Here is a 21,517-nt window from a genome sequence, read left to right as displayed (position 1 = left end):
ATAGTTTAGAACTATAAATATAGAAAGCTAATACAAAGAGTTTCAATAAATAGGAATGTTTTTTTGATATGAGATGAAATTATTTCCGAACAGGTTCAAAGTATTCTTTTTATTTTTGCAAAACTAAATTGACCGTTTGAGAACATCACATACGCATCCTTTAACAAATCCTGAAGTTTTCAAAAAGCAATTACTGCTTTGGGCGCAGCAATTTGACGATGTTATTTGGTTAGATTCGAATAACCATAAAGACAAATTACACAGCTATGACGCTATATTAGCTGTAGATGCCTTTACTAGTATTCAGACGGATTACCATGAGGCTTTTGAACGTTTAGATGAATACCAGCAAACAACTAAAGATTGGATTTTTGGGTATTTAACATACGATCTAAAAAATAGTATTGAAGATCTAAAATCGAATAATTTCGACGGAATTAATCTACCTGAATTGTATTTTTTCCAACCTAAGAAATTATTTCTTTTTAAAGGAAATACACTTGTAATTAGGTATCTAAAGTTCGTGGATGATGAAATAGAAGCCGATTTATCGGATATCAACCAGATTTCTCATCATAAAACAGAACCTTCACGTAACGGGATTAAGATCAAACTGAGAATTCATAAGGATGAATATTTTGACAAAGTAAATATGATGCTCAATCATATTCAACGCGGTGATATTTACGAAGCCAATTTTTGTCAGGAATGTTATGCAGAGGATAGTACGATCAATACAGTTGAAACCTTTAATAAACTCAATGACATTTCTAAGCCTCCATTTGCAACTTACTTAAAACATGGTGAAACGTATTTACTTTCCGCTTCACCAGAACGTTATATCAAAAAAGATGGCAATCGTGTCATATCACAACCTATAAAAGGTACAGCCAAGCGTTCGTTAGATCCTGCAGAAGATCAAAAACTCGCTGACCAACTTTCAAAAGACCAAAAGGAACGTAGCGAAAATATTATGATCGTTGATCTGGTTAGAAATGACTTGTCGCATACTGCTGAAAAGGGAAGTGTGAACGTAGATGAACTGTGTAAGGTCTATTCGTTCTTGCAAGTGCATCAGATGATCTCAACGATTTCATCTAGGGTTTCTGATAGTATCAAACCAGTCGAGATTTTAAAGACCACTTTTCCAATGGGAAGCATGACCGGAGCTCCAAAAATTTCCGCCATGGAGATCATTGAGGAACTCGAAGAAACCAAACGCGGCCTCTATTCAGGCTCTGTTGGTTATTTTACTCCAGACGGTGATTTCGATTTTAATGTAATCATTAGAAGTATAATTTATAACGCTTCAAATGCATATATTTCCTATTCGGTTGGTAGCGCCATCACTGCAAAGAGTGATCCTTTAAAGGAGTACGAAGAATGTTTGATAAAGGCCAAAGCCATGCGCGAGGTTTTGGAAAATTAATCGATGATCCACAATTTCAATGTTCAGTTGTTATCTTAGTGCATCAAATTAAAAATCGCAGTGTTTAATCAATTCAAAAGTTATATTGAAAATGAGTTGTCTTTTTTGCAAGACAGTCGATGCCTTGTGGCTATTTCTGGTGGGATTGATAGTGTGGTCCTTGCGCATTTATGCCAAATGCTAGATATAGATTTTGCCCTTGCGCATTGTAATTTTAATTTGAGAGGTGAGGAGAGTAATGCTGATGAAGAATTTGTTTTAAATTTAGGTGAGGAACTCGATGCCGAAGTTTTTGTTCAAAATTTTGACACTCAAGAATATGCCGATGAAAATAAGCTATCCATTCAAATGGCTGCACGAGAATTGCGCTATCACTGGTTCGACGAACTGGCTGCGCAATTAGAGTTTGATTGCATTTTAACTGCACATCATGCCGATGATAATCTCGAAACCTTCCTAATTAATTTTCTCAGAGGAACCGGATTAAATGGACTAACTGGGATTCCTGAAATTAAAAATAATGTTGTTCGTCCGCTTTTACATTTTTCAAGATTTGAGATCGAAGCATTTGCAATGGAACATCAAATAAGATGGCGAGAAGATAGTAGCAATTCTGCGCGCAAATATTTACGTAACAAGTTGCGTCATGATGTAGTACCAGTGTTGAAGGAAATCAACCCACAATTGTTAGATAGTTTTCAAAATACGCTGAGTTATCTCAATGATACGGCTGATATTGTAGACGAAAGTCTTAACGCTGTAGCAAAACGAGCGATTGTTGATATTAACGACAAAGGTATTACGTATAAGGTTTCAGAATTTAAGAAGGTAAATAATTCAAAGGCCTATTTGTTCGAAATGTTTAAAGACTTTGGCTTTACCGAGTGGAAAGATATGGTCGCCCTCTTGGATGCTGAAACCGGCAAATTTGTAAAATCGGCGACACATCGGTTAATAAAGCATCGCGAGTATTTGATCTTATCTGAAATTAATCAAGAAAGCCAAAATACTGAATCATTGCCTGTGTCCGAGGCATTGAATTCTATAGATACGCCTTTAGGAAGTTTAAGTTTTGAAAAAGTAGATCGATACGAGGATAATTCTAGGAATACCATATTTGTAGATTTTCAAAACCTGAAATTTCCTTTGGAATTTCGACTTTGGAAAACAGGTGATGAATTTTATCCTTTAGGAATGAAGGGCAAAAAAAAGGTGAGCAAATATTTGAAGGATGAAAAGCTGTCACCATTAGAAAAGGAACAGATTTGGGTTCTAACTTCGGAAGATAAAATTATTTGGATTGCTGGGATGAGAGCCGATAACAGATTCATAGTAACAGATCAGACACAGCAGATCCTAAAAATTGAATTGCATTGATATTAAGAGGAAACATAGTAGATATTTTAGATCGGAAAATTTTCAAAGGTGAAGTCACCATTGAAGATAAAAAAATAATATCTATTGTTGAAAGAGATTGCATAGAAGACCATTACATACTTCCGGGCTTTATTGATGCTCATATTCATATTGAAAGCTCCATGCTTGTGCCATCAGAATTTGCTAAGGTGGCCGTTAAGCACGGAACGATAGCAACAGTTTCAGACCCTCACGAAATCGCGAATGTACTAGGGGTGAAGGGCATAGAATTTATGATCGAAAACGGGAATAAAACACCATTTAAATTCAATTTTGGCGCACCGTCATGCGTGCCTGCTACAAGTTTTGAATCTGCTGGAGCTGTTATTAATGCTGAGGATATAAAAACCCTCATGGAAAACCCTCAGATCAAGTACCTCGCTGAAATGATGAACTATCCGGGAGTGCTATTTAAGGATCCTGAAGTGCTGCAAAAAATAGAATGGGCAAAGCACTTTAACAAACCAATTGATGGTCATGCACCAGGCCTTCGAGGTGATGATCTAAGCACTTATATCTCGGCTGGTATTTCAACAGACCATGAATGTTTTACTTATGAAGAAGGACTAGAAAAACTTCAAAAAGGCATGAAGGTCATAATTAGAGAAGGTAGTGCCGCTAAGAATTTTGAAGCTTTAATAGGTCTTCTAAATGACCATTTTGAAAACATGATGTTCTGTAGCGACGATAAGCACCCAGACGACCTTCTTTTAGGACATATCAATCAGTTATGCGCGAGAGCAGTAGCTAAGGGAATAGATGTCTTTAAAGTGTTACAGGCGGCTTGCATAAACCCGGTAACGCATTACAATATTAATGTTGGTTTGCTGAAAGTTGGTGATGTTGCTGATGTGATTATTGTTGAAGATCTAAAGGACTTTAAAACCCTTCAGACTTATATTGAGGGCGAATTAGTTTTTGATAATGGCATTTCAAAAATTAGAAACGTGGAGTTTGAAAATTTGAATAATTTCAAAACTGAACAGAAGTCGACTTCAGATTTTCAATATTCATCAAATGCTGAAACAATTAGAGTTATTGAATGTTTAGACGGTGAGTTGATCACCAATCAAATTATTGAACATGCAACCCGAAATAACGGCAATCTAGTTTCGAATACGCAAACCGATATCCTCAAAATGGCAGTGGTAAATCGTTATAAAAATGAGCAACCTGCTATAGCATTTATTAAAAATTTTGGTCTTAAGCAGGGTGCTATTGCATCTTCTGTTGGGCACGATTCTCATAATATCATTGCTGTCGGCGTATCAGACGACATGATTTGCAAAGCGGTCAACCTCATTGTTGAAAATAAAGGTGGAATTTGTGCTGTGAGCCCTTCCGAAGAAAAAATTGTTCCTCTTCCAGTCGCAGGAATTATGAGCGATCAAGATGCCGAAACTATAGGCAATGCATATGCTGAACTCGATAAAATGGCAAAACAACTTGGAAGCAAACTACATGCGCCTTATATGAGTTTGTCCTTCATGGCTTTACTAGTGATACCTTCATTAAAACTGAGCGATAAAGGACTTTTTGATGGTAATACCTTCAAATTCACTAGTGTTGAGGTAGAATAAATAATTCTACCATAGAATTAAAGTGTTAACATTTCATTCAAACTTTTTCTTGTTTTATTCGGTTATCTTTAGGCGTTTTAAAATCAACCAAAACAATGACAAAGAAATTCCTTCTCCTTGCATTCCTTGCATTTTCAATTTTAAGCTGTAAAGAAGAAAAACATCAAGCTACTGATCAGCCAGAAACGGCTCAGAATGATTCCTATGTAAAAGACAATTACAACAAAAAGGAAGTTATGATTGAGATGCGCGATGGGATTAAACTTCACACAACAATTTATACGCCTAAGGACGATTCAAAAACGTATCCTATTCTAATGAAACGAACGCCTTACAGCTGCAGACCGTATGGTGAAAATGAATACGCACGCAGAATCGGACCTAATAAATACCTTATGGAAGAAGGCAATATTATGGTTTACCAAGATGTTAGAGGCCGCTGGAATAGTGAAGGTGTTTACGACAATATGCGAGCATATATTCCGAATAAAACAGGGGAACAAACCGATGAGGCCAGTGATACTTACGACACTATTGAATGGTTGATCAACAATGTTGAAAATAATAACGGAAAGGTAGGAACCTACGGCGTTTCTTATCCTGGGTTTTATGCAACCTATTCGCTATTAGATTCTCATCCAGCACTGAAAGCAGTTTCTCCGCAAGCTTGTATTGGTGATTTCTTTTTCGATGATTTTATTCATAACGGTGCTTATTTGTTGAGTTATTGGAGAGCAACATCAGTTTTTGGTTATATGAAGGATGAACCTACAACCGAATCATGGTATAGTTTTCCAGATATAGGAACTGAAGATCAGTATCAGTTTTTTTTAGATCACATGCCACTTAGTAAGCTCGACAAGTTTTACGATGAGGACAATGTTTTTATGGAGCAATTGAAAACCCACGTTACCTACGATGAATTCTGGCAGAGTAGAGGGATCATTCAACATTTGAAAGATATTAAACCAGCCACCATGATCGTAGGAGGACAATTTGATGCCGAAGATTTATATGGACCTTATAATACTTACAAAAGCATTGAAAAAAACAGCAATAATTATAATACGGTTGTTTTTGGGCCATGGAGCCACGGCGATTGGTCGCGCACAAGAGAGCGTCAGGTCATTGGAAATATTCACTTTGGCGACAATATATCTGACTATTACCAAAAGAATATTGAAACCGAATTTTTCAATCATTTCTTGAAAGGTGAAGGAAATGGCGAAACAGGACTACCTGAAGCGCACATGTTCAATACTGGGACGAAGGAGTGGCAATCTTTTGACTCTTGGCCACCAGCAAATACCACAAAAGAGAGCTATTTTATGCAGCCAGATGAGCGTTTAACTCAAAAGGCCAATAGAATGATTGCAACTTCAGATTTTATTAGTGACCCTAAGAAGCCAGTTCCATATACTGAAGACATAAAAGTTGTTTTTACACCGCGTAAATTTATGACCGATGATCAACGCTTTGCTTCAAGACGACCAGATGTATTAACATTTGAAACTGAAGAGCTTGAAGAAGACATTACACTTGCAGGTGATATTCTTGCCAAATTAAATGTTTCAACCACAGGGACTGCCTCTGATTGGATTGTTAAGGTTATTGATGTATTTCCGTCAGATACTGAAAACACGGAAGATGTTCAAGATCATTTAAAGTTGAGTAACTATCATATGATGGTGCGAAGTGAAGTGCTACGTGGACGATTCAGAAATAGTATGACTAATCCAGAACCATTCGTGCCTAATCAAAAAACGGCAGTAAATATCAAGTTACAAGACGTATTCCACACCTTTAAAAAAGGTCATAAGATACAGGTACAGGTTCAGAGTACGTTCTTTCCTTATATCGATGCGAACCCTCAAACTTATGTTGATAATATTTTTGAGGCGAAGGAGGAAGATTTTAAGGCACAGACGCATAAGGTATTTAATGATTCGTCTATTGAATTCACCGTTTTGAAATAATTTCAAATCTTATCTTTGGCGTATGCCAATTGTAGAATCGAGTTATAAACCGCCCTTTTGGGCAAAAAAGAGTTTTGTGTCAACTGTATTTTCAGGATTGGCAAGAACGGTAAATGGCGTTGAGCAGAGTCGCGAACGCCTTACCTTACCCGATGGTGATTTTCTCGATTTAGATTGGAGCTATGCACCACAACGATCTCGCAAAGTAATTATCTTACTTCATGGCCTTGAAGGTCATGCACAGCGTCCCTATATTACAGGAACGGCCAAGCTGTTCAATACTAATGATATTGATGCTTGCGCCGTAAATTTTAGAGGATGTAGTGGCGAACCAAACAGGTTATACCGTAGTTACCATTCTGGTGCTACAGAAGACTTAGAGGCTGTTGTTAATCATGTGCTCGAAAAAGGTATCTATGATGAAGTTTTTATAAAGGGTATTAGCCTTGGCGCTAATATGGTTTTAAAATATGTTGGTGAACGCGATGTGATTCCAACAGAATTGAAAGCGGTGATAGCCATATCTACGCCTTGCGATTTAAAAGGATCCTGCGATGAATTATTGAGTTTGAAAAACAAGCATTATGCGATTCGGTTTTTAGACCATTTGAAGAAAAAACTAAAACCAAAGCTAGAACAGTTTCCGGAGAAAATAAGTAAAGAAGATTTCGATTCGATCAAAAGTCTTATTGACTTTGATCATGTTTACACATCGCGTGCTCACGGCTTTAAGGACGCTTTCGATTATTATGAAAAAGCGAGTAGTTTGTCATTTCTTCCAAATATTAAAGTACCTTCATTGATTATCAATGCACTGAATGATTCCTTTTTGTCAGCTTCCTGTTTCCCTGTAAAGGAAGCTAAGTACAATTCAAATCTGTACTTAGAAATGCCAAAGTATGGCGGACATGTTGGTTTTATAGACAAAGGCAATGTGTACTACAACGAAAAAAGAGCTTTAGAATTTGTATTGGAAACAATCGATTAACTTTTTTTTGTAACTTTCAAGTATCTCCACCTTTTTATAGTTCGTATTTTACCCAGTAAATCCTGTTATTTATTATGATAGTACTCATAGATAATGGTCATGGAGGCCTTATAAATGGTGAATATACAACACCAGGAAAACGAAAAGATTGGGGCGCTGATGGCATCATTTACGAAGGTGAGTTTAATCGTGCCATTGTAGGTGGTATAATCGAACAACTTACGCTTCTCAACATCCCTTATGTTAATATTGCTCCCGAATATCGCGACGTGCGTTTAGAGACAAGAGTAAATAGGGCAAATAAATACCCGGCCAGCAAGAGTTTTTATCTAAGTATTCATAGCAATGCCGGAGGTGGCCATGGTAGTGAGATCTTTACATCACCTGGAAGTACCAAAAGCGATAAAATAGCCACAATTTTTGGAGAATCTTTTATGAGTGAATTTCCTAATAGAAAATTACGAACCGATTGGTCTGATGGCGATCTTGATAAAGAACGACGCTTTTATGTACTTACCAAAACCAAAATGCCTGCCATACTTACCGAGAGTTTTTTTATGGATAATTTGGAAGAATTCAAAGACATTCTCAACACACGTGAAGGCCGACAGAGAATAGTAGATTATCATGTAAAAGCTATTGTTAGAACTAAGGCTGAGATCTTTGGCGAATAAGGATGGTATTCTCATTTTTATTTAATAATATATAAATGTAAGAAAATTCGTATTATATTCGTTTTCAATTACCTTTTGAAAACGAATACCTAATGCTCAGAAAAATATTTGGAAGTGCTGTCTTTGGTGTTGAAGCCACGACCATAACCGTTGAGGTTAATGTGAATAACGGCGTAGGTTATCATCTTGTCGGACTCCCAGATAATGCGATAAAGGAAAGTAATTTTCGTATAGCTGCAGCGCTACAAAACAATGGCTATCGAATACCCGGAAAGAAGATCACCATTAACATGGCGCCTGCCGATTTACGTAAGGAAGGATCGGCCTACGATTTAACTCTTGCTATAGGAATATTAGCTGCTTCAAAACAGATTAAGGCCAAACATTTAGATAACTATCTCATTATGGGTGAATTGTCTCTCGACGGTAGTTTACAGCCTATAAAAGGCGCTCTGCCCATTGCCATTAAAGCACGAGAAGAAGGATTTAAGAACTTTATTCTACCACGCCAAAATGCCAAAGAAGCTGCCATCGTTGATGGCCTTAAAGTTTACGGCGTAGACACCATAGCTCAGGTCATTAATCATTTCGATAAGAATAAACATTTACAAGAAACTATTATAAATACGCGTGAAGAATTCTACAAAAATCTTGAGTTTCCAGAATTTGATTTTGAAGATGTAAAAGGGCAGGAGAGTATAAAACGTTGTATGGAAATAGCTGCAGCTGGTGGCCATAATATCATCTTGATTGGTCCGCCTGGCTCTGGTAAAACGATGTTGGCAAAGCGGTTGCCCAGCATTTTACCTCCAATGACTCTTCATGAAGCATTAGAAACTACAAAGATACATTCCGTTGTAGGACGTGTTAAAGATCATGCTGGTCTAATGGCACAACGCCCATTTAGAAGTCCTCATCACACGATTAGCGATGTCGCCTTGGTTGGTGGAGGTGCTTATCCTCAACCTGGTGAAATTTCTTTATCTCATAATGGTGTTTTATTTTTAGACGAATTGCCAGAATTCAAACGAAGTGTTCTTGAAGTTATGCGTCAGCCTTTGGAAGATCGTGAAGTCACAATTTCAAGGGCTCGATTTACGGTGACCTACCCGTCGTCATTTATGCTTGTAGCAAGTATGAATCCCAGTCCAGGCGGATATTTTAACGATCCAGATGCGCCAGTGACTTCAAGTCCAGCTGAAATGCAACGCTATCTCAGTAAGATTTCAGGGCCATTATTAGATCGAATCGACATTCATATTGAGGTAACACCAGTTCCCTTTGAAAAGTTATCAGACAACAGAAAAGGCGAATCCTCCGTAACTATTAGAATGCGTGTAACAAAGGCCAGAGAACTTCAAACAGAACGCTTTAAGGGGCTTGAAAATGTACATTACAATGCGCAAATGAATACTAAACAAATTCGAAAATATTGCGAATTAGATTCTTACTCCATGGATTTACTAAAGTCTGCAATGGAACGTTTAAATTTATCAGCACGAGCTTATGACAGGATTCTCAAAGTAGCAAGAACAATTGCTGATTTAGATAGTTCTAAAGACATAAGTGGCAATCACATAAGCGAAGCCATTCAATATAGAAGTTTAGATAGAGATGGTTGGTTGGGTTAGTCGTCTTTCAAAAAGTAGTTGGTTACCTCTTCATTGTTGTCGCTAACCTTCCATTCAAATTCAAAGTCATCGCCAATAATAAAGCTATAGCTATTAGAAGCCATTTTACCAGAAGGATCCATTTCAAATGCCATCATGGTTCCCAAACGTGTTAAATCCATGTAGCGATTATTCGAAATGGGTAATAACTCTACTTTTGATAACTCGGTATCTTCGCTTTTACGCTTGTAATAAAATTTACCGTCTTCTACCCAAAAATTTCTAGGACCATAAGACCCCGCAAACTTTTGATGTTGCATTAGAAGCGAGTCTTTGTCTTTGTTCTGAATGTATTTTAGATGCGACAAAATATTAGGAAGGTACCCATGCTTCGGGTTATTGGTGATAGCTGTTTCGTATAGTGGAATGGCTTCATCTATTTTGTTCATTTCAAAAGCTTTATTTGCAGCTAATATATCATCATCAAGCTTCCAAAAAATTCGTTTATCTGTTGCTCTCCAAAAAAATTGGTAGGCATATATGCCAATCACCTTGCCATTTTCTTCATTTCTAATAAGCTCTACGTAAAAGGTATCATCAGTTAAAAAACCAAAGGCCATCGCTTCAGGGCCAGCAGGTACCAATGTGCGCATTCTCTGATTTTTCACATATTGTATTAGACGATCCTTGTTAATCCAAAATTCTAAAGACTGTTCGTTTATACCAGAGCGATACTTACCTACGAACTTATTCAGGTCTTCTATCTTTGGTGTATTGTTCTTATAGTACTTAAAGATAGAGTCGTAAGCTCTAAATCTGTTGGTATTTTTAGGTTGAGCTAATTTGTACTCTTCAAAAAGTGCTTCGGCTTTTTTAATTTCGCCTTTAAAAATTAAAGGTTCTAGTTTGAGATATTTGAGACTTGGATTAATTAATTCGAAGGGTTCTAGCGCGTTTATAAACTCATCATCATTACCATTAACTAAGGATGCCACACCCAAACCTAATCCACTTTCGTTACTCGGGTCACTATCAAATAAAGCTTCAGACGTTTCTAGATATGCATCTTCATTTTTGGTTTCACCATAAATTGAAAACAAGATGTTATTATAAAATTCATTACTTGGATCAACTTCCAACTGGAGCTTAACCTGTGCTTCGGCATCATCATACCTATCATATGCTAAGCTTTGTTGAATGTAAACTTCAAGCTGTTTCTGCAATGGCAATTTACTCTTGTGGACAAATGCTTTGTCGATGATGTCCTGTGTTTCTAATTTACCTCGATTGAATACAGTACTTTTCTTTGCTTCTTCTAAGTAGGCTAATGCAAAAGTTTCATCTAGTTCAAATGCCTTTCTGTAGTCGCTGCTAACATAAGCTTTAATTGCTGGTAACGAATTGCTTACATATTCACTTATAGGCAAATCGATATAGTTGAGTTTATTGCTTTCAACAAACCCTACGGATGACGTAATGAAAACACTAATATCATCGAGTATTCTCAGAAGATCTGGTCCTTTAAAAGTTTGATCATTGATAGATTTTCCGTTGGTTGCCTTTCGTACATGCGCAGTAATTTCGAAAGTATCGTCAACTTTTTTAAACTCACCATCAATATATAAATCGTAGAATAAAGACGCCGTTCTTATTTTATCGGAGGTGTTAGCTTCACCTAAATAATCTGGACTTAAATTTTTGTTCTGTGAAAGATCTTCTTCCAACAATTGGCCAATTCCCCACTGAAGCCAGGTGGTTGTGCTGTCATTATCAATTTGAGTGAAATTGAATATTGGAATGCCAATTCTGAATTCTTCTTTGGTAATGGTTTTGGTCTGTGTTTTACCTTCTCCGTCGGTATAATTAATTTCTTTGGTAGTTGCACCTAGATCCGTATTCCCAAATCCGAAGTAAAGCCCAATAAATAGAATCACAAAATTTAAAGGGATTAAGATTTTTTCGCGTAGCTTCACTATGCGTTTGCTTAGTCTTTCTTGATGAAAAAGATAAATGAGTAACGACGGGCTTATGCCAATGAAAAACCAAAGTAGAATGTCGACCCAATGAGGTGAAATGTTGTAGCGATTTAATATCCAATCTACGAATTGTAAAAAAGTCCATGCAGCAACTAGATAGGCCGCAAAGAATTTGAAAGTATTAATCCATTTCTTTTTTACTTCGGGAGACATAAATCTATTTTTCTAATTCAAGCACATTGATTTTCAAGTTTAAAGATAATTAGTATTCTCATTTTTTCAAGGCTATTAACTTAAAACTTACCCAAAACTTCATTTTGATGTATTTTTACTTGACTAATAATTCACCTTCTTATGAAATATTTACTCACGTTTTGTTTGTTCGCTATACTTTTTAGTTGTCAGAATTCTGAAAATGTTACTTTAAGCTCTGAAGAAAACAATATTGAAATCGTAGATGTGCCGGGTTTAAATTTAGATCAAGCTAATAATCTAGCTGAGTTACCATTGGCATGCGTCGGAACAGAATACCCTAATAAATTGGGACAAACATTAGGTGGAGATGACGATCTTAAATCACCTCAGGAATTACATCCTGCGTTTTTTGGTTGTTTCGACTGGCATTCTGCTGTTCATGGACATTGGAGTATGGTGAGTCTGTTGAGGCGATTTCCGAATTTGGAGAAGAAAAAAGAAATTTCAGAATGGTTATTGAAAAGCATTTCTGAAGAAAATATTTTAAAAGAAGTTGAATATTTTAATGGAAAGCACAATGCTTCCTATGAACGCACCTACGGCTGGGCATGGCTACTGAAATTAGCAGAAGAATTACATAAATGGGATAGTGCAGACGCTCGAACACTGGAGGCGAACCTTCAGCCGCTAACAGATATTATTATTGAGCGCTATCTAGAATTTCTACCAAAACTAAATTATCCTATTCGTGTTGGTGAGCATCCAAATACGGCCTTCGGACTCAGTTTTGCCTATGATTATGCTGAAACGGTTGGACATTCAGAATTAAAAAATTTAATTGAAAAAAGAGCCAAGGATTTCTTTTTGAATGACGAAAATTGCCCACTATCGTGGGAACCAGGTGGCTTTGATTTTTTATCACCTTGTTTGGAAGAAGCTGCTTTAATGGCGCGGGTATTGCCAAAAAGTGAATTTCAGAAGTGGTTAGATAATTTTCTACCTCAATTAAAGTCTAAATCTTTTCAAATCGAAACAGGGAAAGTCTCTGATAGAACCGATGGTAAACTTGTGCATCTCGATGGCGTAAACTTCTCAAGAGCCTGGAGTTTAAACTATATCGTTAAAGCTTTACCAGAATACCAACACCTAAGCAATATTGCGAACCAACATATAAATTATTCCTTACCAAGTATTGTTAATGATCATTACGAAGGTGGTCATTGGTTGGGAAGTTTCGCTATTTATGCCTTAAATTCAATCAACTTATAATGAAAAAGTGGTTGAAACAAATTGGTCCGGGACCATTAGTGGCTGCAGCGTTTATAGGTCCAGGTACGGTAACGGTTTGCACCTTGGCAGGCGTTAACTTTGGCTATGCGCTTCTCTGGGCGATGGTATTATCGGTAATTGCTACCATTGTACTTCAAGAAATGGCGGCGCGATTAGGGGTCATAACTCAACAAGGACTTTCTGAAATAATTAGGTCTGAATTGCGTCATCCAGTAATCAGAAGTCTTGCTATAATTCTAATAATTAGTGCTATTGTAATTGGTAATGCAGCATATGAAGCGGGTAATATTAGCGGAGGTGCTTTAGGAATGGAAGCTATTTTTGGAGATCGATCGTTACTATTGGGTAGTTTTCAGCTAAAAGTAATGCCCTTACTAATCGGAGTTGTAGCATTTATAATACTATACATAGGCAACTATAAGATTCTAGAACGTTTTTTGGTGGGATTAGTGGTGGTTATGAGTTTAGCCTTTTTAATAACTGCGGTAATCACAAAGCCCGATATTGTAATGGTTGTTAAAAATGCTTTTATGCCTTCAATACCTGAAAAAAGTATTTTAACTATAATTGGTCTTATCGGTACTACTGTTGTGCCTTATAACTTGTTCTTACATGCCTCATTGGCTAAAACAAAATGGAAGGAAAAATCAGACTTAAATTTTGCTAGAAAGGATACAATAATAGCCATTGTACTTGGAGGAATTGTGTCGATGAGCATTATTATTACAGCATCAGCCATTCAGACGGAGGAGGTATCTAACGCGGCTGATCTAGCTAAAGGGTTAGAACCACTTTTTGGTAGCTATGCCAAATACTTTTTATCTTTAGGATTGTTTGCCGCGGGCATTACAAGTGCTATAACAGCCCCTTTAGCAGCGGCCTTTGTCGCTAGTGGTTGTCTTGGATGGAAGACTGACCTGAAGGCTTTCAATTTTAGGTTAGTTTGGATGTTTATTTTAGGTCTAGGCGTAGTGTTTTCTACTGTAGGGTTTAAATCTATCGAGATCATAAAATTTGCGCAGGTAGCCAATGGACTATTACTGCCAATAATCGCAGGTTTCTTACTTTGGGTAATGAATAGATCATCGGTTTTAGGAACCTATAAGAATAGTTGGATGCAAAACATCCTAGGTTTATTAATTGTTTTAATTACCATAGGGCTCGGTGTAAAAGGCATCATGGCTGTGTTTAATGTGTTTTAGATGAACAAGATTTCTATTGATATTAATGCTGATGTAGGCGAGGGGATAAATAATGAATCCTCGATAATGCCTTATTTATCCTCATGCAATATTGCTTGTGGCGGGCATGCAGGTGATATTTCGACTATGACAAAGGTGGTGAGGATCGCAAAAAATCATAAGGTAAAAATAGGAGCTCATCCTTCATTTCCTGATAAAGCAAATTTTGGACGCCAAGTCATGGATATTTCGGCCGCTGATCTTTATTCATCTCTAAAACAGCAAATAAGGGATTTGCAAAGCGTGTTGTATAGTGAGAATACTCAATTGCATCATGTAAAACCCCATGGCGCGCTTTATAATCTTGCAGCTAAAGATGAAAAGACGGCAAATGTGGTGATCGAAGTCATTAAAAGTATTTCACTACCAATAAAGCTATATGCACCTTATAAATCGGTTCTTGCAGATAGAGCAATAGAAGAAAACATTAGGGTTACTTTTGAAGCATTTGCCGATAGAAATTATAATTCAGATTTGACCTTGGTTTCAAGAAATAATGATGCTGCAATTTTAACGGATAAACATCAAATTTTGGAGCATCTTTTAGAAATGATTAAGCATGAAAATGTAATCACTTTAACAGGTGAAAAAGTACCAATAAAAGCCTCTACTTTTTGTGTGCACGGCGACACCAAAAATGCCTATGAAATTTTAAAATTTCTCAATGAAAAATTACCAAAACACAATATAAATATCCAGTAATTTTTATGGATTATGAACTTCAATTTTCGCAGTATAATGAACATTCAATTTTGATTGAATGGCCGAAAATAATTGATGAAAATATCCTTAAAAGTATACTTAAGTCAAAAAAATCAGTAATTGAATTCTATAGTAAACTAAAAGTTGAAGTAATTAATACATATAGCTCAATATTAGTAATATATGATCATGCTATTGATAATTTCAATGATAGATTATTTGAGCTAAAATCCATATTTGACGATCAAAACTCAGACGTCATGTTAGAATCTAGACTTTGGGAAATTCCAGTTTGTTATGATCGAGAATTTGGTATAGATTTAAGCACGATTTCAAGCGAAAAAAAACTTTCAATCTCAGAAATTATTGAACTGCATACAGCTGCAATTTATACTGTTTATTTTATCGGATTTTTACCAGGTTTTTTATATCTCGGAGGTCTTCATCCTAAACTACATTTTAATCGAAAAAATAAACCCAGTCTCAATATTAAAAAAGGGGCAGTTGCAATCGGTGGACAACAAACCGGAATCTACCCACAAGATAGTCCTGGTGGATGGCATCTTATTGGCGAAACTCCAATTGAGTTATTTAATGCTTCACAACAAACACCTTGTAGCATTCTGGCAGGAGATCGTATAAAGTTTTATTCAGTAAATAAAAACACTTTTTTAGATATTAAAAAACGCGCAGAGAACTCCACATACCAACTTAAACAAATTCCGTCAAATGCTTAAGGTTATAAAATCTGGATTTTATACAACCATTCAAGATTCTGGCAGATTTGGTTATAGAGATCTTGGAGTACCGGTATCAGGTGCAATGGATAGTTACTCAAGTCGAATTGCGAATGCTCTGTTGGGTAATCAGGTATCAGATACTGTATTAGAAATGACCATGATTGGCGGTGAATTTTTATTTACTGAACCAACATTTATTGCGATTTCTGGTGCAAATATGAGTCCGAAAATAAATGGTAAGGCTTTAATCAATAATACAGTAGCAGTCGTCGATGCCAATGATGTACTTACTTTTGGCGCAGCGAGTGAAGGATTCAGAACCTATGTAGCGGTTAAGGACGGCTTTCGTTCTGAAGAAGTTTTAAATAGCAGAAGTCAGTATAAGGGGATCACCAAAAAAGAAAAAGTAGAAAAGGGAGACCGTCTTATTTATGATAAAAATATAGGAGATTTTCAGGATGCTAATGCAAGTCTGAAATTTGACCAATCCATTATTTCAGAATCGGTCTTAGAAGTTTATAAAGGACCAGAGTTCGAAAAATTATCTGAAAATCAACAAAATAAGTTATTAACAAGCACTTTCACCGTAACGAAATTGAATAATAGAATGGCTTATCAATTAGAACCTCTTATAACTAATACCATACCCTCTATTATTACCTCACCAGTACTACCAGGGACGGTACAATTAACACCCCAAGGCAATTTGATAGTTTTGATGAGAGATGCTCAAACAACAGGTGGTTATCCAAGAATACTGCAACTTTCAGAAAGCGCTATAAATTGCTTGAGTCAGAATTCAACAGGAAAGAGCCTAAAAATCAGACTAAAAGAATAATTGCGTAAGAAAAATTATCATAAACCTTGTAGAGTTTGGTATAATTTCCATAATTTTATAACACATCCCTTAATTCCTAAAACCCTCAATTAGTACAAGAAATACTAATTATTAACTTCTAAACTAACTGAAAAATGAGCAATCCAAAAGGTTTGATTACGCCAAAAGAGGCGAAAACGTTAAATGATGCATATTCCGCGCGTCACACATTGATCAGCAATCAGATTACAAAGCGACCAGACAATCGGTCGACTTGGTTTTCGCTAGAGGAGATCAATTTGTTTCTTCAATATGCAAAAGACCAAGCGAAGGAACTTGGTTATGAGTTGGATGGCATTCGTGTTTATTGCGGTGCTTATCCTGACGAAGGGGAACAAGTGGGATTATCAACAGCATTTCTTATTCCGACCACCAGTGGTGGTTTAGGTAAGGATGGAAACGGAGGTGGAAGCCCTGACATTCCTGGTGCAAATGGGCTGAATAGAGGAAGCCAAGGCGATCCACCAGGTGCAAATTATCCGCAATAGTATTTTCTAGAAATAATGTCTAACTATATTGTAGCTATACATATAATTGAACTAGTAGCTGCTTTAGCTGGCACGTATTACTATTTTAAAACCATGGATAGTCAAATGAAAATCTTTGTTTGGTATCTGTGGTTTGTGGTTTTTATTGAAACATTAGGAATGTATAGCTATGTTTTGACAAATAACTATGATTATGACTGGTATAATCGGTTGAAAAATAGTGTGTTTTGTGAAAATACCTGGCTTTATAATATTTATTCTTTGGGGTCAGTGTTGTTTTTTGGTTTATTCTATTCTAAAATTATCAAAGACAAATCATCAAAATCACTAATCAAGATTTCGGTTATAATTTACGCCGTATTCACGGTATTATACTTTCTTTTATCGGGAACATTTTTTGAAAAATCACTTCCGTATTATTATTTTTTAGAAACCTTTATAGTCTTCATTTTTACAATGCTTTACTATAGACAATTACTAAAAAGTGATAAAATATTGCTGTTCTACAGATTACCAAAATTTTATATTAGTTCGGGTTTACTTTTGTTTTATATCTGCACAGCACCCTTATTTACTTTTAACAAATATTTCTCGTCAATAAATGAGAGTTTCGTTCAATTTAGATATGTTTACATGTTTGTTATTAACATCATTTTATATTCATGTTTAACCTTTGCCTTTTTATACACGCTTCAATTCAAAAAACAATAACTGAGGAAGAAATTGCATTAATAGTCTATGTTGTATTCTTTGTTGTTATTATAGTTGTCGTTTTTGTTTTATTTTTTCTATCCTTTCAAAAGCGAAAAAACCAACTACTCTTGAAAAATATAGAACAGCAAAAACAATTTGATGAAGAATTATTAATTACCCAACAAGAAATCCAAGAGGAGACTTTAAAGCAAGTGGGTCGTGAGTTACACGATAATGTCGGTCAATTATTATCTGTTGCAACTATGCAAATGAATTCCGTTGCGAAAGTTGTAGATAGTGAAATCAAACCTAAAGTGGCAAGTGCTTCAGAAGCATTGAAGGAGAGTTTAGCAGAAGTTAGAAATTTGTCTCGATCTTTAAATAGTGATGTTATTGCTAATTTAGGTTTTGAAGCAACAGTAAAGAATGAAATTGATCGATTGAACAAATCTGGGTTAATTGAAGCAAAACTTAACACAGTTGGCGAAAGGGTGAATTTTGAAAATAATAAGGATGAAATAATTCTGTTTAGAATACTTCAAGAATTTATTTCAAATACGCTTAAATATGCAGAGGCCGAATTGATCATTGTTAGCTTAAGTTATGATTCTTCATTACTTACAATAACAGCAGAAGATAATGGTGTTGGGTTTGATCATGATCAAATTGAACAAGGATCAGGGCTAACCAACATGTCGAAACGCTCTGAATTAATTAATGCTGAATTTCAATTAGAGTCTGTTCAAAATGAAGGTACAACACTAAGTTTGAGCTATCCTTACCGAACCCTTTAAGATTCTAAAGTTGCTCGCCATAGTGCGTCTTCAGGAAGAGGTGCAACCAAACTCAACTCTTCTTTTTTTACAGGATGTATAAACTCTAAGAATCTCGCATGCAGACTTATACTAGCATCTTTATTACTGCGAGAAAAACCATATTTTAGATCACCTTTAATAGGGGAACCTATTTTGGCTAATTGACATCTAATTTGGTGATGTCTTCCAGTTTCTAAATTAATTTCTAAAACAAAAAACCGATCAAGCTCCTTGATAATCTTATAGTTAAGAATTGCCTTTTTACTGCCGTCAACTTCTTTATCGAATGCTGTTGACTTGTTATTTTTAGGGTTCTTTCGAAGCCAATGAATCAATCGATCTTCATGTTTTGGAGGTCGATTTTTAACGATTGCCCAGTAGGTTTTTTTGGCTTTCTTTTCTGCAAAAAGTTTGTTCAGTCTGGGTAATGCCTTACTCGTTTTTGCAAAAAGTACAATCCCTGTTGTCGGTCTGTCTAAGCGATGAACTACACCGAGATAAACATTACCAGGTTTGTTATATTTCGATTTTAAAAAAGTCTTTACAACTTCGCTCAATGGTATGTCACCTGTTTTATCACCCTGAACAATATCTCCAGCACGTTTATTAATTGCTATAATATGGTTGTCTTCATAAAGAACTTGAAGATTGTTTTTATTGGAAATTATTTTGGACATTCAGAATAATTATAGGGTCAAATTTTGAATAGTATTTTCGCAATTCCTTCGACAGCAAACTGAAAACTGCGACTGTTAATTGCAACTGAAAACTGCAACTGTTAACTGCGACTGAAAACTAATACTGCTCCTTTTCATTCGGAAAATCTTCAGACTTTACATCAGTCACATACTGACTTATAGCTTGGGTCATTTCTTCATATAAATTCATGTAGCGACGCAAAAATCTTGGATTGAACTCATGGGTCATTCCGATCATATCATGCAGAACCAAAACCTGTCCGTCTACACCATCACCAGCACCTATACCAATGATCGGGATGGATACGCTCTCTGCAACTTCACGAGCCAATGCAGCAGGAATTTTTTCAAGGACTATAGCAAAGCATCCCGCTCTTTCGAGCATTATAGCGTCTTCCTTTAATTGCTGTGCTTCTTGTTCTTCTTTGGCGCGTACGGTATACGTCCCAAATTTATAGATAGACTGCGGCGTTAATCCTAAATGTCCCATAACAGGGATTCCGGCATTTAGAATACGTTTTAAGGAATCTTTAATCTCTTTACCACCTTCAATTTTTACAGCGTGGGCGCCCGATTCTTTCATAATACGAATTGCGGAACGCAAGGCTTCCTTAGGGTCACTTTGATAGGTTCCGAAGGGAAGATCAACCACCACTAAAGCACGGTCAATAGCTCTTACTACTGAAGAGGCATGATAGATCATTTGATCGAGGGTAATAGGTAAGGTGGTTTCATGACCAGCCATGACATTACTTGCAGAATCACCAACCAATATCACATCAACACCAGCACCGTCAACAATCTTTGCCATAGTGTAATCGTACGCAGTAAGCATCGATATCTTTTCACCTTTAGACTTCATATCTACTAAAGTCTTTACGGTTATTCTTTTGTATTCTTTTTTTGCGACTGACATGATGATATATTTAATGTGTTCGTAAAAATAAAGAGTTTTGTTAAACTTTTGTTTATTGCACAGCACAAATAATGTTGAATCTGTAATTTCAACCAAAACTATTCAATCATGAAAAAACTAACATTAGCGCTAATTTTTTGTATGGGATTAACTGTAAATGCCCAAGATTCTGAAAAAGATAAGGTTAAAGCTACGATCGAGAACTTCTTTGTTGCTTTTCACAAACAAGATACTTTGACGCTCAAAACAATGGCGAAAGGAGATATTAAATTGCAATCGATCGCCGTAAATAGAGAAGGTAAGACAGTATTACAAGAAAGCAGTTACAATGAGTTTATTAAAAGTATAGCAAGCATCCCGAAGGATAATACTTTTGAAGAGAAATTACTGGATTTCAATATTCAAATAGATGGAAAAATGGCAAATGCCTGGACACCCTATGAGTTCTGGTACAATGGAAATTTTAGTCATTGTGGTGTGAATTCATTTCAGCTTATTAAAGAAGATGATGAGTGGAAAATCATTTATCTTGTAGATACAAGACGACGTGAAGGTTGTCAATCATAAAAAAAAGCCGAAATCAAAATTTCGGCTTTTTTATTTCTATTTGGAGTTTTTTTATCTTTTTTCAAAAGAGGTGATGCCATAAGCTTCCATAACGGCATTAATGTCTGATACATCTAATCGACCAACATTGTCAGCTGGTACCACTACAACCCTAAACACTTGGGCATCTGTATAAGATGGATCTAATATTGAAAAGTCTATAGTGCCATCTAAGAAAAAGCGCACGTCATTTTGGGTAAAATCGAAGTTGTAAACCAGAGTTCCTTCCTCAAAGTATTCGGTTTGAGGTAATAGACGCCATATGTCTTCACCATTGTCAACTTCCCATGAAATGTAAACAAGTGTCACATCCGATGGTAATACTTCGAAATTTGGCCCATAAGGCTCAATGAATGAATATTCATTTTCAGGTGTGAAATCTAAAATGATCTCAAAAGCTTGTCCAACAATGTTGACCCCATCTTGTCCATTAAAGCCTGGAGGTCCTGGAGGTCCTGGGTCGCCTTCACAAGCGGTAAGCAGTAAAGCAAATACGGTAATAAAGGATAATATACGTTTCATAATAGTAATAGTTTTTTTATTTCAATATCAAATGACGTTCCAAACTATTCAAACTAGAAAATATTTTTTTGAATCGTATATGACA

The 21,517-nt window shown here is 36.1% G+C and carries 19 protein-coding genes; 15 read left to right on the top strand and 4 right to left on the bottom strand.

All coding sequences use genetic code 11. The annotated features are described in order from the left end of the window. Positions 1–136: 136 nt before the first annotated feature. The 7 genes from DDY94_RS04860 (at position 137) to DDY94_RS04830 (ending at position 9,694) form a co-directional block, all read left to right on the top strand. Positions 137–1,429 carry an anthranilate synthase component I family protein gene (locus tag DDY94_RS04860; RefSeq protein WP_111682914.1) on the top strand — a complete coding sequence of 431 codons (1,293 nt, stop codon included), beginning with the start codon at positions 137–139 and terminating at the stop codon, positions 1,427–1,429. Positions 1,430–1,489: 60 nt separating this feature from the next. Beyond that, positions 1,490–2,806, top strand: a complete 1,317-nt coding sequence (tilS, locus tag DDY94_RS04855; protein ID WP_111682913.1) for a tRNA lysidine(34) synthetase TilS — start codon at positions 1,490–1,492, stop codon at positions 2,804–2,806. After that, complete coding sequence (gene ade, locus DDY94_RS04850; RefSeq protein WP_111682912.1) at positions 2,803–4,425, top strand: adenine deaminase; 1,623 nt, start codon at positions 2,803–2,805, stop codon at positions 4,423–4,425. Before tilS ends, ade begins: the two co-directional genes overlap by 4 nt. A 95-nt stretch (positions 4,426–4,520) precedes the next feature. Next, positions 4,521–6,401: a CocE/NonD family hydrolase gene (locus DDY94_RS04845; RefSeq protein WP_111682911.1), complete on the top strand. Its 1,881-nt coding sequence runs from the start codon at positions 4,521–4,523 to the stop codon at positions 6,399–6,401. Positions 6,402–6,423: 22 nt separating this feature from the next. Further along, positions 6,424–7,389, top strand: coding sequence for a YheT family hydrolase (locus DDY94_RS04840; protein ID WP_111682910.1), 966 nt, complete (start codon positions 6,424–6,426; stop codon positions 7,387–7,389). A 74-nt stretch (positions 7,390–7,463) separates the two neighbouring features. Next, entirely contained in the window at positions 7,464–8,063 is a 600-nt protein-coding gene (locus DDY94_RS04835) for an N-acetylmuramoyl-L-alanine amidase (protein ID WP_111682909.1), read from the top strand. 92 nt (positions 8,064–8,155) lie between these two features. Then, a complete protein-coding gene (locus tag DDY94_RS04830) occupies positions 8,156–9,694 on the top strand; it encodes a YifB family Mg chelatase-like AAA ATPase (RefSeq protein ID WP_111682908.1) in 1,539 nt (512 codons plus the stop codon). On the opposite strand, the gene DDY94_RS04825 is transcribed toward DDY94_RS04830, so the two are convergent. After that, positions 9,691–11,862, bottom strand: a complete 2,172-nt coding sequence (locus DDY94_RS04825) for a tetratricopeptide repeat protein (protein ID WP_111682907.1) — start codon at positions 11,860–11,862, stop codon at positions 9,691–9,693. The genes DDY94_RS04830 and DDY94_RS04825 overlap by 4 nt on opposite strands. A 141-nt stretch (positions 11,863–12,003) precedes the next feature. On the opposite strand from DDY94_RS04825, the gene DDY94_RS04820 reads away from it, so the two are divergent. The 7 genes from DDY94_RS04820 to DDY94_RS04785 all read left to right on the top strand — a co-directional run bounded on the left by DDY94_RS04820 (position 12,004) and on the right by DDY94_RS04785 (position 18,669). Further along, positions 12,004–13,113 carry a DUF2891 domain-containing protein gene (locus DDY94_RS04820; protein WP_111682906.1) on the top strand — a complete coding sequence of 370 codons (1,110 nt, stop codon included), beginning with the start codon at positions 12,004–12,006 and terminating at the stop codon, positions 13,111–13,113. Further along, positions 13,113–14,336: an Nramp family divalent metal transporter gene (locus DDY94_RS04815; RefSeq protein ID WP_111682905.1), complete on the top strand. Its 1,224-nt coding sequence runs from the start codon at positions 13,113–13,115 to the stop codon at positions 14,334–14,336. The genes DDY94_RS04820 and DDY94_RS04815 overlap by 1 nt, the downstream gene beginning before the upstream one ends. Continuing rightward, complete coding sequence (pxpA, locus tag DDY94_RS04810) at positions 14,337–15,077, top strand: 5-oxoprolinase subunit PxpA (RefSeq protein WP_111682904.1); 741 nt, start codon at positions 14,337–14,339, stop codon at positions 15,075–15,077. A 5-nt stretch (positions 15,078–15,082) separates the two neighbouring features. After that, positions 15,083–15,814 carry a 5-oxoprolinase subunit PxpB gene (gene pxpB / locus DDY94_RS04805; protein WP_111682903.1) on the top strand — a complete coding sequence of 244 codons (732 nt, stop codon included), beginning with the start codon at positions 15,083–15,085 and terminating at the stop codon, positions 15,812–15,814. After that, positions 15,807–16,655, top strand: coding sequence for a 5-oxoprolinase subunit C family protein (locus DDY94_RS04800; RefSeq protein WP_111682902.1), 849 nt, complete (start codon positions 15,807–15,809; stop codon positions 16,653–16,655). Before pxpB ends, DDY94_RS04800 begins: the two co-directional genes overlap by 8 nt. Positions 16,656–16,807: 152 nt before the next feature. Next, a complete protein-coding gene (locus tag DDY94_RS04795; protein WP_232817817.1) occupies positions 16,808–17,182 on the top strand; it encodes a hypothetical protein in 375 nt (124 codons plus the stop codon). 821 nt (positions 17,183–18,003) lie between these two features. Next, complete coding sequence (locus DDY94_RS04785) at positions 18,004–18,669, top strand: sensor histidine kinase (protein WP_232817816.1); 666 nt, start codon at positions 18,004–18,006, stop codon at positions 18,667–18,669. Here the strand turns inward: DDY94_RS04785 and DDY94_RS04780 are convergent. Then, a complete protein-coding gene (locus tag DDY94_RS04780; RefSeq protein WP_111682898.1) occupies positions 18,666–19,367 on the bottom strand; it encodes an RluA family pseudouridine synthase in 702 nt (233 codons plus the stop codon). The genes DDY94_RS04785 and DDY94_RS04780 overlap by 4 nt on opposite strands. 118 nt (positions 19,368–19,485) lie before the next feature. Then, positions 19,486–20,304 (bottom strand): 3-methyl-2-oxobutanoate hydroxymethyltransferase, encoded by an 819-nt coding sequence (gene panB, locus DDY94_RS04775; RefSeq protein WP_111682897.1) that lies wholly within the window; start codon positions 20,302–20,304, stop codon positions 19,486–19,488. A 108-nt stretch (positions 20,305–20,412) separates the two neighbouring features. On the opposite strand from panB, the gene DDY94_RS04770 reads away from it, so the two are divergent. Next, the gene (locus DDY94_RS04770; RefSeq protein WP_111682896.1) at positions 20,413–20,871 is read left to right on the top strand and encodes a nuclear transport factor 2 family protein; all 459 of its coding nucleotides are present in this window, start codon (positions 20,413–20,415) and stop codon (positions 20,869–20,871) included. A 51-nt stretch (positions 20,872–20,922) separates the two neighbouring features. Here DDY94_RS04770 and DDY94_RS04765 read toward each other — a convergent pair whose 3' ends face one another. Then, complete coding sequence (locus tag DDY94_RS04765; RefSeq protein ID WP_111682895.1) at positions 20,923–21,432, bottom strand: hypothetical protein; 510 nt, start codon at positions 21,430–21,432, stop codon at positions 20,923–20,925. Positions 21,433–21,517: the final 85 nt, after the last annotated feature.

The organism is Winogradskyella tangerina (assembly GCF_003260205.1).
Lineage (GTDB): Bacteria > Bacteroidota > Bacteroidia > Flavobacteriales > Flavobacteriaceae > Winogradskyella > Winogradskyella tangerina.
This window is presented reverse-complemented; position numbering and strand designations above follow the sequence as displayed.

Excerpts from the sequence above, each read along its gene's own strand:
- DDY94_RS04780 (WP_111682898.1), bottom strand. The coding sequence starts at position 19,367 with ATGTCCAAAATAATTTCCAATAAAAACAATCTTCAAGTTCTTTATGAA.
- DDY94_RS04845 (WP_111682911.1), top strand. The coding sequence starts at position 4,521 with ATGACAAAGAAATTCCTTCTCCTTGCATTCCTTGCATTTTCAATTTTA.
- DDY94_RS04770 (WP_111682896.1), top strand. The coding sequence starts at position 20,413 with ATGAAAAAACTAACATTAGCGCTAATTTTTTGTATGGGATTAACTGTA.
- pxpB (WP_111682903.1), top strand. The coding sequence starts at position 15,083 with ATGGATTATGAACTTCAATTTTCGCAGTATAATGAACATTCAATTTTG.
- DDY94_RS04830 (WP_111682908.1), top strand. The coding sequence starts at position 8,156 with ATGCTCAGAAAAATATTTGGAAGTGCTGTCTTTGGTGTTGAAGCCACG.
- panB (WP_111682897.1), bottom strand. The coding sequence starts at position 20,304 with ATGTCAGTCGCAAAAAAAGAATACAAAAGAATAACCGTAAAGACTTTA.
- DDY94_RS04765 (WP_111682895.1), bottom strand. The coding sequence starts at position 21,432 with ATGAAACGTATATTATCCTTTATTACCGTATTTGCTTTACTGCTTACC.
- DDY94_RS04800 (WP_111682902.1), top strand. The coding sequence starts at position 15,807 with ATGCTTAAGGTTATAAAATCTGGATTTTATACAACCATTCAAGATTCT.
- DDY94_RS04835 (WP_111682909.1), top strand. The coding sequence starts at position 7,464 with ATGATAGTACTCATAGATAATGGTCATGGAGGCCTTATAAATGGTGAA.
- pxpA (WP_111682904.1), top strand. The coding sequence starts at position 14,337 with ATGAACAAGATTTCTATTGATATTAATGCTGATGTAGGCGAGGGGATA.
- DDY94_RS04840 (WP_111682910.1), top strand. The coding sequence starts at position 6,424 with ATGCCAATTGTAGAATCGAGTTATAAACCGCCCTTTTGGGCAAAAAAG.
- DDY94_RS04825 (WP_111682907.1), bottom strand. The coding sequence starts at position 11,862 with ATGTCTCCCGAAGTAAAAAAGAAATGGATTAATACTTTCAAATTCTTT.
- DDY94_RS04820 (WP_111682906.1), top strand. The coding sequence starts at position 12,004 with ATGAAATATTTACTCACGTTTTGTTTGTTCGCTATACTTTTTAGTTGT.
- DDY94_RS04815 (WP_111682905.1), top strand. The coding sequence starts at position 13,113 with ATGAAAAAGTGGTTGAAACAAATTGGTCCGGGACCATTAGTGGCTGCA.